Annotated in this window: 10 protein-coding genes; 3 read left to right on the plus strand and 7 right to left on the minus strand. The window is 66.7% G+C overall.

Features of this window, described 5'->3' with window-relative positions:
• Positions 1-403: 403 nt before the first annotated feature.
• The 3 genes from BAY15_RS17435 to BAY15_RS17445 all read left to right on the plus strand — a co-directional run bounded on the left by BAY15_RS17435 (position 404) and on the right by BAY15_RS17445 (position 6198).
• Complete coding sequence (locus BAY15_RS17435) at positions 404-3412, plus strand: TonB-dependent receptor (RefSeq protein WP_068854248.1); 3009 nt, start codon at positions 404-406, stop codon at positions 3410-3412.
• Between the two features lie 61 nt (positions 3413-3473).
• Positions 3474-4490 carry a cupin-like domain-containing protein gene (locus tag BAY15_RS17440; protein WP_068854249.1) on the plus strand — a complete coding sequence of 339 codons (1017 nt, stop codon included), beginning with the start codon at positions 3474-3476 and terminating at the stop codon, positions 4488-4490.
• A gap of 121 nt (positions 4491-4611) precedes the next feature.
• Positions 4612-6198: a GGDEF domain-containing protein gene (locus tag BAY15_RS17445; RefSeq protein ID WP_068854250.1), complete on the plus strand. Its 1587-nt coding sequence runs from the start codon at positions 4612-4614 to the stop codon at positions 6196-6198.
• Positions 6199-6245: 47 nt separating this feature from the next.
• Here BAY15_RS17445 and BAY15_RS17450 read toward each other — a convergent pair whose 3' ends face one another.
• The 7 genes from BAY15_RS17450 to BAY15_RS17480 form a co-directional block, all read right to left on the minus strand.
• Positions 6246-7115 (minus strand): hypothetical protein, encoded by an 870-nt coding sequence (locus tag BAY15_RS17450; protein ID WP_068854251.1) that lies wholly within the window; start codon positions 7113-7115, stop codon positions 6246-6248.
• A 17-nt stretch (positions 7116-7132) separates the two neighbouring features.
• The gene (locus BAY15_RS17455) at positions 7133-8002 is read right to left on the minus strand and encodes a hypothetical protein (RefSeq protein ID WP_068854252.1); all 870 of its coding nucleotides are present in this window, start codon (positions 8000-8002) and stop codon (positions 7133-7135) included.
• Positions 8003-8060: 58 nt separating this feature from the next.
• Entirely contained in the window at positions 8061-9797 is a 1737-nt protein-coding gene (gene aceK, locus BAY15_RS17460) for a bifunctional isocitrate dehydrogenase kinase/phosphatase (protein WP_068854253.1), read from the minus strand.
• Between the two features lie 114 nt (positions 9798-9911).
• Positions 9912-10271, minus strand: a complete 360-nt coding sequence (locus BAY15_RS17465) for a hypothetical protein (protein WP_068854836.1) — start codon at positions 10269-10271, stop codon at positions 9912-9914.
• A gap of 27 nt (positions 10272-10298) precedes the next feature.
• Positions 10299-10736, minus strand: coding sequence for a roadblock/LC7 domain-containing protein (locus tag BAY15_RS17470; RefSeq protein ID WP_068854254.1), 438 nt, complete (start codon positions 10734-10736; stop codon positions 10299-10301).
• Complete coding sequence (locus tag BAY15_RS17475) at positions 10729-11277, minus strand: GTP-binding protein (RefSeq protein ID WP_068854255.1); 549 nt, start codon at positions 11275-11277, stop codon at positions 10729-10731. The genes BAY15_RS17470 and BAY15_RS17475 overlap by 8 nt, the downstream gene beginning before the upstream one ends.
• A gap of 2 nt (positions 11278-11279) precedes the next feature.
• Positions 11280-12233: a hypothetical protein gene (locus BAY15_RS17480; RefSeq protein WP_068854256.1), complete on the minus strand. Its 954-nt coding sequence runs from the start codon at positions 12231-12233 to the stop codon at positions 11280-11282.
• Between the last annotated feature and the right edge of the window lie 264 nt (positions 12234-12497).

Below are 12497 nucleotides of genomic sequence, written 5' to 3' on the forward strand. Positions count from 1 at the left end.
GAATGCCAGCCATGCGGCGGCCAGACATGGAACCTGCTTGGCGTCCTGTTGTCCAGCGCTGTCAGACAACCGGTCAGAACACGCGACAGTCACCGTCACCTGCCCGAAAACGGGTTTCGCGCAGTTTCGTTCTGCACTGCACAACGAGCAGACCCGACTGAATCGGGCGCTTGACGTCCCGGTAAAACAGGGCTGAAAGGCCCGCATTGCAGGGTTTGGCGCGTATACAGCGACCCGCCCCGGGACACGCAGGGACACCCACGCGCGACACCGCGAACGATGCGCTTCATGGCAGTTTGTTGACAACGCTGTCAGGCATCGGCCCAATCCGCCCACATCGTTGTTGAATCGTGTCAGACGCCGTAGGACTGCCATTACCGATTTCCCTGGGGAGGGAGCTGCAATGAAGACGTACAAGGCCGTACCCCGCAAGGCAATGCTCACTTCCGCGCTGCTCGCCGTGTTGGCCGGGCCGGCGTGGGCCCAGGACACCACCCGCGACGGCGCTGCGTCGTCGTCGGAAGGGCTGGATCCGGCCACGCTTGATACGGTGCAGGTCACCGGTATCCGTGGCAGCCTCACTTCGTCCATGAACCTCAAGCGCGACAGCCAGGGTGTGGTGGACGGCATCGTGGCCGAGGACATCGGCAAGTTCCCCGATACCAACCTGGCCGAATCGCTGCAGCGCATCAGCGGCGTGTCGATCGACCGCACCTCCAGCGGCGAAGGCTCCAAGGTGACCGTTCGCGGCATCGGCCCGGACTTCAACCTGGTGCTGCTCAACGGCCGCCAGATGCCGGCCTCCAATCTGGGCAACGGCGGCGCCGGCCTGTCCGGCTCGCGCTCGTTCGATTTCGCCAACATCGCCTCCGAGTCGATCTCGGCGGTGGAAGTGTTCAAGACCACCCGTGCCGACAACCCGACCGGTGGCATCGGTGCCACGATCAACGTCAAGACCCTGCGCCCGCTCGAATCGGCGCCGGTGGTGAGCGTCGGCCTGAAGGCCGTCAACGACACCTCCAACGACAACCTGCCCAGCACGCTGCAGGGTTCGAAGTACACCGGTGAGATCTCCGGCATCTTCAGTGACACCTATGCCGATGGTCGCGTCGGCGTGATGCTGAGCGGCAGCTACCAGGAGCGCGATTCCGGCTTCAACCAGGCCACGGTGGCCGAAGGTTGGGCCACGTTCGAAGGCGACAACACCACTGACTGGCGCGTGCTGCCGCAGCCGGGCCAGGGCTACGCGGACCGCATCCAGAACCGTCCCGGCCCCGATGACGTGTACGGCCGCCCGCAGAACACCGCCTACAACGTCAACGGCGTGCAGCGCCAGCGCACCAACGGCCAGGCCAGCCTGCAGTGGAAGCCGGTCGACAACGTGACCACCACGCTGGATTACACCTATGTGGAAAACAAGGTGCAGCAGCAGCGCAGTGAGCTGTCGGTGTGGTTCAACTACGGCCCCGGCGACAGCATCTGGACCAACGGCCCGGTCGCCGCGCCGATCATCTACAGCGAAGACATGGTCAATTCGGACGTGTCGATGGGGGGTGCGCAGCTGGCCACGAAGAACACGCTGGACTCGCTGGGCTTCAACGTGGAGTGGGAAGTCAACGATGCGTTGACCCTGAACTTCGACGCCCACCACTCCACCGGCGAATCGCAGCCCGACAGCCCGTATGGTTCGGCTGGCGTGCTCGGGGTTGCCGCGTTCGTGCGCGGCAAGACCACGGTCGACTACAGCGGCGACCTGCCGATCATCAACATCGCACTGCCGCCAGGCGGTGTGCAGGCGGCCGATGCCCTGGTCACCGGCTCTGTGTTCCAGAACAGCTACAACAAGTCCGAGGTGGAACAGTACCAGGGCCGCGGTACCTTCCAGTTCGCCGACTACTCCGCGTTGGACTTCGGCGTGGGCTACACCGACGTCAAGAACCGCTCGGCCTCGGCGATCATGCAGCGCAATACGTGGGGCGGCCTGGGCACCCCGGCCGACTACGATGACAGCATCTGGTACGCCGACGACATGGCCAGGTACTTCGATGCGTTCTCGGGGCACAACGATCCGCGCCTGACCGGCCAGTTCCTGGTGTTCGATTTCGACAGGCTGATCAACCGCGCCGCGCAGGTCGGCACCGCGTCCGACCCGGCCTGCCCGACCTGCTACGTGGCTCCCACCGAGTATTCGCAGGACATCCGCACCAACGAAACGTCCAAGAGCGCGTTCCTGCAGTACCGCACCACGTTCGACTGGTCGATGCCGCTGAACGTGGCCGTCGGCGTGCGCTATGAGCAGACCGACGTGGATTCCACCGCGATGGTGCGCGTGCCCAACGGGATCAGCTGGAGTTCGGCCAACGAGCTCAACATCGAATACGCCAGCGAAAGCGGCTTCATCAGCGACAGCGGCAAGTACGACTATGTGCTGCCCAACCTGGACCTGAAGCTGGACATCAGCGATACGCTGGCGCTGCGCGGCAGCTACAGCCGCAGCCTGGGCCGCGCGGGCTGGGACCAGATCCAGAGCGGGCAGTCGCTGGCCGACATCGTGCGCACCCAGGGTGGCAGCGGGTCGCGCGGCAACCCGGCGCTGGAGCCGCTGCTGTCAGACAACTTCGACCTGTCGCTGGAGTGGTACTACGGCGAATCCAGCTACGCCTCGGTCGGCTTCTTCCGCAAGAACATCAAGAACTTCATCAGCAACACCATCGTCCGCGAGAACACCGGCAACCTGCACACCCCCGTGGGTGGCGCCTACTGGAACGCAGCGCTGGCAGCCGGCTGCGGGGTGAGCGACATGCCCTGCATCCGCGATTACATCTTCACCAACTTCAACGGCCAGCCGGGCGTGACCGCCACCGGCACCAACTCGGCCGGCCAGCTCACCGGCACCATCGTCGGGCAGCCCGGCGACCCGGTCGCCGGCTTCGACATCACCCTGCCGGCCAACCAGCGTTCGGACCATCTCGATGGCTGGGAAGTGGCGGTGCAGCACCTGTTCGGCCAATCCGGCTTCGGCCTGGCGGCGAACTACACCAAGGTGAAGTCGGGGCTGACCTTCGACAACCAGAGCCTGGGCGACCAGTACCCGATGGTGGGCCTCAGCGATTCGGCCAACCTGGTGGCGTTCTACGACAAGCACAACTGGCAGATCCGTGCGGCCTACAACTGGCGCGACAAGTTCCTCAACGGCATCGGCGGCCAAGGTCCCAACCCGAACTACACCGATGATTACGGCCAGCTCGACCTCAACATCAGCTACGCGGTCAGCGAGCAGCTGTCGCTGAGCCTGGAGGCGATCAACCTCACCGACGAGACCATGCGCACCTACGCACGCCATACCAACATGCTGCGCTACGCCACCCAGACCGGCCCGCGCTACATGTTCGGCGTCCGCTACAAGTTCTGAGCAGCAGCGGTGTGGCGGGTCTACACTCGCCACACCGCCACCGCCTGCAAGCGACCCTGCCATGCCTGCCACGCCCGGTCCGATCGACGAAGTGCGCGACCTCGACCGCCACCGGCTGGCCGGGGTTCTCCCGGGCTGGACCACGCCCAAGGTGATCCGCGGGCTGGTGGCGGACTGGCCGATGGTCGGCGCCGCGCGCGACTCGGCCGATGCGGCGGTCGCCCACCTCAAGCAGTACGACCACGGCACCCTGCCGGTCACCGCCACGACCGCGCCGCCCGCAGCAAAGGGGCGGATCTTCTACAACGCGGACATGAGCGGCTTCAACTTCCGCCGCGAGCAGATCGCGCTGAAAGTGGTGCTCGATACGCTGCTCAAGTACCGCAGCACGCCCGAACCGCCCACCATCTACGTGGCCTCGACCACGCTGGACAGCTTCCTGCCCGGCTTCCGCCAGGACAATCCGCTGGCGCTGGGCGTGGACGGACCGCTGGCCAGCATCTGGATCGGCAACCGCTCGCGCATCGCCGCCCACCACGACGTGCCCGACAACCTGGCCTGCGTCGCCGCCGGCCGCCGCCGGGTCACCCTGTTTCCGCCCGATCAGATCGGCAACCTGTATGTCGGTCCGCTGGATTTCACCCCGGCCGGCCAGGCAGTGAGCCTGGTGGACTTCGCCGAACCGGACCTGGACCGCTTCCCGCGCTTTGCCCGGGCCATGGCCAGCGCGCAGGTGGCCGAGCTGGGCCCCGGTGATGCCGTGTTCATTCCTTCCCTGTGGTGGCACCACATGGAAGGGCTGGATGATTTCAACGTGCTGGTGAACTACTGGTGGCGCCCGGTGCCGGCCTGGATGGACCCGCCGATGAACGCCCTGATGCTGTCGCTGCTCGCGCTGCGCGGGCTGCCGCCGGCCCAGCGCAGGCACTGGCGGGCACTGTTCGACCACTACGTGTTCGGCGCCGAAGGCGAAGCCAACGCACATATCCCCGACAGCAAGCGCGGCGTGCTGGGTCCGCTGGATGAGGGCATGGCGGCCAATGTGCGCAGCGTGCTGCGCAAGCGGATGGAACGCTGAGTCCGGAACTCCCCCTTTGGGCGGCGAATCCGTGATAATCCGCGCCGGGACCCCCTCATCCGCCCCGTTGCAGCCTCATCGGTAGGACCGGTTGGCGCAGCATCCTGCCGGTCACTCTGCCATGCCCCTGCTGTCGTCCCGCCTCAACCTGGGCAAGCTGATCCTGGCGCTTGCCCTGCTCAGCGCGCTCGTCGCCCTGGCCAACACCCTGCACGCCAGCTACCGCGTGCAGCGCGAACAGCTGATCGGCACCACGCTCGAATCCAACCGGGTGTACGCCAGCAAGCTGGCCGAGAGCACCCAGAACTTCGTGCTGTCGGCCCAGCAGCAGCTGGCCTATGCCGCCACCGGCCTGGGCCAGCGGGCGCACACCCGCGCCGAGCTGGAAGCCGAAGCGGCGCGCCTGCAGCTGCAGACCAACAGCTTCAACTCGGTACTGATCGTGGACCCGGCCGGCACGGTGCTGGCCACCTCGCCGCTGAGCCTGGCCCTGCAGGGCGTGGTGCTCAACAGCCAAGGCAACAGCGAGGCGCTCAAGCGCCGCGAGCCGTACATCAGCGATCCCTACCAGTCGGCCACCGGCCGCCTGCTGGTCGCCATCTCGCACCCGATCTTCGACCCGCAGGGCCAGTACAAAGGCTATGTGAGCGGCACCATCTACCTGCGCCAGCGCAGCATCCTGCAGAGCCTGCTGGGCAAGCACTACTACCGCGACGGCTCGTATCTGTACGTGGTCGACCGCAATGGCCGCATCCTGTACCACATCGAACCCACCCGGGTTGGCCAGTTCGCCTTGGAGAACCCGGCGGTGAAGGCGGTGAGCCAGGGCCACTCGGGCGCGCAGGAAGTGCGCAACAGCCACGGCGTGCTGATGCTGGCCGGCTACGCGCCGGTGCCCAGCGTGGGCTGGGGCGTGGTGGCACAGCGCCCGACGGAGGCCACACTGGCGCCGCTGTCGCGCTTGATGAAAGCGGTGATCTGGAATGCCATTCCGCTGGGCGTGCTGTCGCTGCTGGTTACCTGGTGGTTCGCCCGGCGCATTTCGCTGCCGCTGTGGCAGATGGCGCGCAACGTGCAGAACCGCGACACCGGCATCGCCATCCGCCACGTGACCGGCATCAAGGCGTGGTACTACGAGGCCGCGCACCTCAAGCAGGCGCTGCTGTACAGCTTCAACCTGCTGCAGGACCGTATCGGCAAACTCAACCGCGCCAGCATGACCGACCCGCTCACCGGCCTGCAGAACCGCCGCGGCCTGCAGGAGGGGCTGGAAGACTGGCAGGCACGCGGGCAGCCGTTCGGGATCATCGCGCTGGATATCGACCGCTTCAAGACCATCAACGACCGCTTCGGCCATGCGGTGGGCGATGCGGTGATCCTGCGCATCGCCCAGCTGATGCGCGACGATTCGCGCGACACCGACCTGCTGTGCCGCAATGGCGGCGAGGAGTTCCTGATCCTGCTGCCCGGCATCGACGTCACCGCCAGCGCAGGCATCGCCGAGCGCCTGCGCCTGCAGGTGGAAGCAGAAGTGTTCGAACAGGTCGGCACGGTAACGGTATCGCTGGGCGTGGCCCACTACCCGTCCTACCACGAGGACCCGCAGCAGGCGCTGCGTCTGGCCGACAAGGCGCTGTACATGGCCAAGGAACAGGGTCGCAACCGGACCGTGGTGTATCCAGCGCCGGACGGCCCGGCCGGAAGCTGATGCTGAAACCGGATCGGCGCGCGGCGCCGATCCGGTGTTTCACCTGCTTACCCGCCCAGCGGGGTCAGCAGGCGCGGGCCAGTGCTGACGTCGGTCATGTACACGCCGCCGACCGCCAGCAGGCCAGCCACATCCTGTTCGCCGGGTCCGGCCTCCCGCCAGGGCGCATGCGCGCGCGGGCCCGGAATGTAGACGTTCCACTGGCCGTAGCCGCGCGTGACTTCGCCGAAGTCGAAGCTGACCGGCACGCGCACGGACCAGAACGGCTTGTCCTTCTCGTCACCCGTGCTGGGGGCGCGGAAGCTCCAGCGATGTGCGGCGTCCACGCTCTGCTTCGCGAACGCCTCGCGCAGGCGCTCCATGCGACGCGCATCACCGAGCACGCGCAGGTTGACCTGTTCGGCGATCACATCCATGACCTTGCCGTCACGGCCGACTTTCACGATCAACATCACATCGCCACTTCCGCCCATGTTCAGTGCGACCGAGGGAAACCGCGGCGGCGCCATCTTGATCGAGGTGACCTGGTCGGTGCTTGTGGCGTCGTACCCGCCGAAGGTCGCGGCGTCGAGCGTGACCATGTCCTTGCCGTCGGGCCCAATGTTGGCGACCAGGCGGATGGACACTTGGGTGCGCGCACGCACGGGCTTGCCATCGCGCACGATCGGCTCGAAGCGCCAGGTCTGCACGGAGCGGTCAACGAAGCTGGCCAGTTCTGCCGGCACCTTTTCGCGCTGGTCCAGCACGAAGCCTTCCACCTGCCCTTCGGTACCAATGTTGACCTGCCCGGTCAGCACCATGCTGCCTTCGGCGGTCCTGCGCATTTCGCTGCGTGTCTGTGCGGCGGCGTCCGGTGCGGCGGCGACGATGCTGCCGCCAAGTGCCAGGGCCAGTGCCAGGTAAAGGGAACTACGCATTGCACGACTCCTTGTGATCAGATGCCCAACGGGGTGAGCAGGCGCGGACCGTCATCCAGGTCGGCCATGTAGATGCCGCCCGCAGTCAGCAGGTCCGGTGCGGCGTCCTCGCCGGCCTGCGAGGTGCGCCACGGCGCGCGCTCGCGCGGGCCGGGAATATAGGCTTCCCACGTGCCGTAAGGCGTGCGTTCGCCCATCATGTAGCGGACCGGGATCCGCACGGTCCACGACTCGGCATCCTTGAGCCTGCCGGTGGTCGGCGGGCGGAAGGTCCAGCTGCGCGCCGCGGACACCGATGCACGGGCAAACTCGTTGCGCACCTGCCGCATCTGGTTTTCCTTGCCCACCACGCGCAGGTTCACCTGCTCGGCGACCACATCGTCCACGGTACCGTCGCGGCCGACCTTCACCAGCAGCAGCACTTCGCCCTTGGCGCGCATGGCCGCGAGATTCCTGGGGTAGGCCGGCAAGCGGAGCTCGCTGGAGGTCACCCGGCTGGTGTTTTCCGGGTCGTACTTGCTGAAGCTCGCACCCGCCACGCGCACGGTGTCGCCCGCGCCGCCCGGACCGGGCTGGGAGAGCAGGCGCAGGGTCACCGGCGTCTGTGTGGCGACCGCCGTGCCGTTGTCCACGACCGGCTGGAACTGCCATGCCTGCACCTGGTGCTGCACGAATGCGACCAGATCAGCCGACAGCTCGTCGGCATGGTCCAGCTGGAAGCCGGTGACGTGCCCGTCGGTACCGATATCGATCTTGCCGGTCAGCGTCATGCTGGCTTCGGCGGTCTCACGCACCGTACGCGCAGTCTGTGCAGCGGTATCGGTTGTCGCGACCAGCCCGGTGCCGCCCAATGCGAGGGCCAACGCCAGAAATTGGGGATAACGCATCTCACCTGCTCCTTGTGGATGAACCCCGAGGATAGCCCAGCGATGTGTCAGGGGGAAATCAGGCCAGGCGATGATGGGCTGCATAGGGCGGCGTATCGGGATAATCGCCGGCCGCGAACCGCGCCTGCAGCCCCTGCCACCATTGGGGATCAAACAGATGGGCGTGGTGTTCGCGCACGGCGGCAAGCTCGTCGGCGGGCAACCCCATGAAGGGCGCGAAGCGCTCCGGGAACACATCACGTGGGCCCACGTGGAACCACGGCTCATCGGCCATGGCTTCGTCGGCATTGCGCGGTGTCGGCCAGGCGCGGAACACGCAGTCGCTGACGAGGCACAGCTCGTCGTAGTCATAGAACACCGCGCGCCCATGCCGCGATACACCAAAGTTCTTGGGCAGCATGTCACCGGGGAAAATGTTGTTGCGTGCCATGTCGGTGATGGCCTGCGCATAGTCCAGCGCCGCGGCGCGGCGGGCCTCGCTGGTCTGTTCGCGCAGGTAGAGATTGAGCGGCCGGAAGCGCCGCTGCACGTAGCACAGCGCGATCACCAGCGAATCGCCGTCCTCACGCACGCTGGCCGCGCACTGGCTCAGCAGTTCTTCGCGCAGCGCCGGCGAGAAGCGGGCCTTGGGAAAGCGCAGGTGGCGGTAGGGTTGCGCGTCCAGCAGACGCCCGACGCGATCCAGGTTGAACACCAGCGCGTACTTTTCCTCCACCTGGTGCCGGGTCATGGTCTTGGGCCAGGCGAAGCGGTCGCGGATCAGTTTGAACACCAGTGGGTAACTGGGCAGCGTGAACACGGCCATGACCATGCCCGGTGTGCCATCGGCATGCACCAGCTGTTCGTCGGGGTGGTCATGGAAGTGCCGGAAGAAGGTCCGGTAGCGCTCGGTCTTGCCCTGCTTGGCGCGGCCCAGCACGGTGTAGATCTCATCGATCGGCTTGGCCGGCAGCAGGCTGCGCAGGAACACCACCGCATCTCCCACCGTGGCCAGGTCGGCCTGGAAGTAGCTGCGTGACACGCCGAACAGGTGCGCCACATCGCGACGCCGGGTCAGCACGGCTTCGGCACGCAGGCCGTTGTCGTCGTTGACCAGCGCGATCACGCAGGGAGAGAAGCGGTGTTCGCCGAACACCCGCCCCACCAGGTAGGCGCGACGCTCGCGGTAGAACACGGTATCCAGCAGCTCGATGCTGCGCACGGGCTGGGTACCCCAATGCTGCAGGTCGTCCTGCAGGCGCACGGCAATGGCCGCCGCACAGCGCAACTGGTGCGCATAGGGCACATCGAAGCGATAGTCACCCAGCACCCGCATGAAGGCCTCGGCCGGCCGCGTCGCCGACAGCGCGTAGGTATGCCGCGCGACCGGATGGGTGATGGCGTCGGATGGCTCCACATCCATTGCCATGAACTCCACTGCGGCATCCACGCCTTCAGTAGCGAACAGGCGCCGGGCCAGCGTGTTGTAGAAGGTTTTGTACAGTTCTGCGTCGATCAACCCACCCACCAGGCCTGCGTAGGCCCTGCGGATCTGCAGCCACAGCGCGCGCTCACCCACGGCCTCACGCGCTGCCCGCCGCAGCACATCCACCGTTTCGGCAATGCAGCGGTCATACAGCCCGATGCGTTCCACCGCATCCTGCCGCGCCCCGTTCCAGTCGCGGGTCTCGAAGCGTACCCGCGCGCGGCGCGTCACCCCGGCGAAACGCGCGTGGTAATCCTCGAAGGCATCACGGATCAGTGCCGCCAACCGCGTGGCGAGCGCTTCGTCATCAGGGGATGGGGCAACAGGCATGCAGGGCAACCGGGAAGACCACCCCAACCATAGTGGGGCCGGCCCATGGCCGGCAAGCGATCCCATCCCGGGCTGCCACCGACCACCCGGGGTGGCCGGCAGCAGAGTCAGGTCTTACAGCGCCAGGGACGCCTCCACGTCCTGCACCCGGCGCCGTGCCAGTGCCAGGTTGGACTTGTTGCGGTCCAGTACCAGGTAGAGGAACAGGCCCTTCCTGGAGGCCACCGGGCGCATGATGTGGTACGCCTTGCCCAGCGAGATCAGGATGTCCTCGATGGTGTCGTTGAGGTTCAGCGACGCGGCGGTCTTCATCTTCGCCCGGATCACTTCGGTGTTGCCCGCTGCCGCCACTTCCATGTCCATGCCCGAGCCCGCTTCGCCCAGCAGCATGCCGCTTTCATAGTCCACCAGTGCCACCGCCTGCGCGCCGTCGATGGTCATCAGCGCGCTCAAGGTTTCGCTCACACCTGCCATGTTGCACCCCATTTGGTTATCGAGCCCCTAGTTCCCCTGCGGATCGGCTCGTGATCCGCTGAGTTCGGCCATGATGTTGCGGCCACATTCCTTTGCACTCCAAAGCACCTTGCCGGTCACGCAGCGCGTGTCGCAGGCGGCCATCAGCAACAGCGGTGCGGGCGCGCACGGCAGCGCCAGCATCAGCACCTTGCCCTCGCCGGCTTCCAGCATCAGCACTTCCAGTTCGCCCAGCGACAGCTCGCGGCCCACGGCGGCGGCCAGTGCCAGCATCGCGCTGGTCATTGCCGCCAGGCGCTCGCCGTTACCGTGACTGCCGGCGGCCGGTACCAGCGCGAAGCCATCCACGCTGGCCAGCACCGCGCTGCGCACCCCATTGAGACTGTCGGCGAACGCTTGAAGGTGCTGGGCAACACGGTCGCGCACGGCCGGTTCCAGCCGACGCACATCCTGCCCGTCAGCCATGGGCCAGCACCAGGTCGCGGGTTTCCATCTCGCTCATCAGCACGTCCATCAGGAAGAGTCCTTGTTCGCGTTCGCGTGCGTCTACGGGCATCACCGGCAGCAGGCGGTCATCCCAACCCGCGACCGTCGCGCAGGAATCGAGGTCGAAGTCCGGGGCGAGGTCCATGCGCGAAACGCCAATCACGGCCGGCACCTGCGTGGCATGCTCGCGCAGCACACCCAGATAGCCCTGCAGTTCTTCCACCGCCGTGTGACGGGTGGCATCAAGCAGCAGCACCACACCACTGGCGCCCTTCAGCAGGATCGGCCAGATGAAGTCGAAGCGCTGCTGCCCGGGCGTGCCGTAGAGCCGCAGGCGGTCGCCGTTGGGCAGGTCGATATCGGCGTAGTCCATCGCCACTGTGGTGGAGGCCTTGTCGGCGCCGGCGCGGTCGCTGTTGTGCACGTCGGTATCCACCACCGCGCCTGCGGCGATGGCGCGCACCAGGGTCGACTTCCCGCACCCCATGCCCCCCAGCACCACGATCTTGTGTTCGCGCATGCTCAGCCCCCACCGCGCTGGCGAACGCTGCGCCACATCCGGGCCAGCAGGGTGCCGCCGCCCTCCTCTGCACGCAGCGGCACGCTGCTGGCCGGCGCATCTTCCAGCGCGGCATAGCCACACAGGTACGCCGGGTGCACGAAGCTGCGCACCGCATCCGGTGCCACCTCCAGCAGGGTGGCGCACTCGTCCAGGCTGCACGCGCGCTTGAGCAGCAGCGAACACAGCCGGAAGCTGTCGTGCTGGTGGCCCAGCACGCGGAAGTCGGGCCAGCGCAGCAGCTTCACCCGCGCACCGCGTTGCAGCCGGGCATCCAGGTCAAGCCAATGCGCGGGGCGCTGGCCCCATTGCCACAGCAGTGGGCGCAGCGGCTGGCGCGGCAGCGCGCCGCCCAGTTCCTGGTAGCGGCGTTCGGAAAGCCCGTGCAGTGACAGCGCTTCAAACTGATCTGACAGAAGCTGGGCAAGGCTGCAGGGGTCGGTACCGGGCAGCACCACCATCTGATCCTGCGCGAAATCCAACAGCAGGGTGGGCGCTTCGTTGAGCACCAGCACTGCGTGACCCTGCCGCGCGGGCAGGCGCTCGCGCAGCGCGCGGGTGATCGCCTTGGCGCCCTGCGCCGTGCACGGTTCGTCGATCCGCAGCGGCGCACCAGGCATCTGCCGCAAGGCGTCTTCGATGGCGTGGTCGTCGAGTACGCCGTAATCATCGCCCTGTCCCTGGTGCAACTGCCCGTTCTGGTCTTCCACCCAGACCTGGATGCGCGGTCGCTCGCGCACCATGCGCAGCGCGGCGTTGCGCAGTGCCGGCGTGTCCTTGATCACCAGCAGGTCGCACTCGTCGAGGTCGCGGCAGCTGCGTACCGTATCGGCCGGCAACGAGGCGGCCACGCGCAGGCGCTGCAGCAACGCCCGTTCTCCCTGGACATCCGATCCGACCACCAGCACCCTGGCCATGCCCTTCCCCTGGCTTGTGAGAGATCACAGCTACTGCGGAACGCTCGCCGATAGCCTATGCCAAGGATCTCGCGCAGTTCGGTGACGGATTGCTCACTTCGCGTTGGCGAAACGGCCGGATCCTTCCGGTATGCGCGCCTTGGCGGCAAGCAGGTTTCATGCCCTGTTTACCTCCTGCGGCTGGCGAGAGAGTGCCAGAGCCACCCGGACGGGCGTCACGTATTTACGGCCAAAAACAAAAGCCCGCGCCTAAACGCGGGTTTC

It is taken from the genome of Stenotrophomonas rhizophila, assembly GCF_001704155.1.
Taxonomy (GTDB): Bacteria; Pseudomonadota; Gammaproteobacteria; order Xanthomonadales; family Xanthomonadaceae; genus Stenotrophomonas; species Stenotrophomonas rhizophila_A.

Bases quoted from the DNA above. Each gene is read 5' to 3' on its own strand.
- BAY15_RS17435 (WP_068854248.1), top strand. From the start codon at position 404: ATGAAGACGTACAAGGCCGTACCCCGCAAGGCAATGCTCACTTCCGCG.
- BAY15_RS17440 (WP_068854249.1), top strand. From the start codon at position 3,474: ATGCCTGCCACGCCCGGTCCGATCGACGAAGTGCGCGACCTCGACCGC.
- BAY15_RS17445 (WP_068854250.1), top strand. From the start codon at position 4,612: ATGCCCCTGCTGTCGTCCCGCCTCAACCTGGGCAAGCTGATCCTGGCG.
- BAY15_RS17450 (WP_068854251.1), bottom strand. From the start codon at position 7,115: ATGCGTAGTTCCCTTTACCTGGCACTGGCCCTGGCACTTGGCGGCAGC.
- BAY15_RS17455 (WP_068854252.1), bottom strand. From the start codon at position 8,002: ATGCGTTATCCCCAATTTCTGGCGTTGGCCCTCGCATTGGGCGGCACC.
- aceK (WP_068854253.1), bottom strand. From the start codon at position 9,797: ATGCCTGTTGCCCCATCCCCTGATGACGAAGCGCTCGCCACGCGGTTG.
- BAY15_RS17465 (WP_068854836.1), bottom strand. From the start codon at position 10,271: ATGGCAGGTGTGAGCGAAACCTTGAGCGCGCTGATGACCATCGACGGC.
- BAY15_RS17470 (WP_068854254.1), bottom strand. From the start codon at position 10,736: ATGGCTGACGGGCAGGATGTGCGTCGGCTGGAACCGGCCGTGCGCGAC.
- BAY15_RS17475 (WP_068854255.1), bottom strand. From the start codon at position 11,277: ATGCGCGAACACAAGATCGTGGTGCTGGGGGGCATGGGGTGCGGGAAG.
- BAY15_RS17480 (WP_068854256.1), bottom strand. From the start codon at position 12,233: ATGGCCAGGGTGCTGGTGGTCGGATCGGATGTCCAGGGAGAACGGGCG.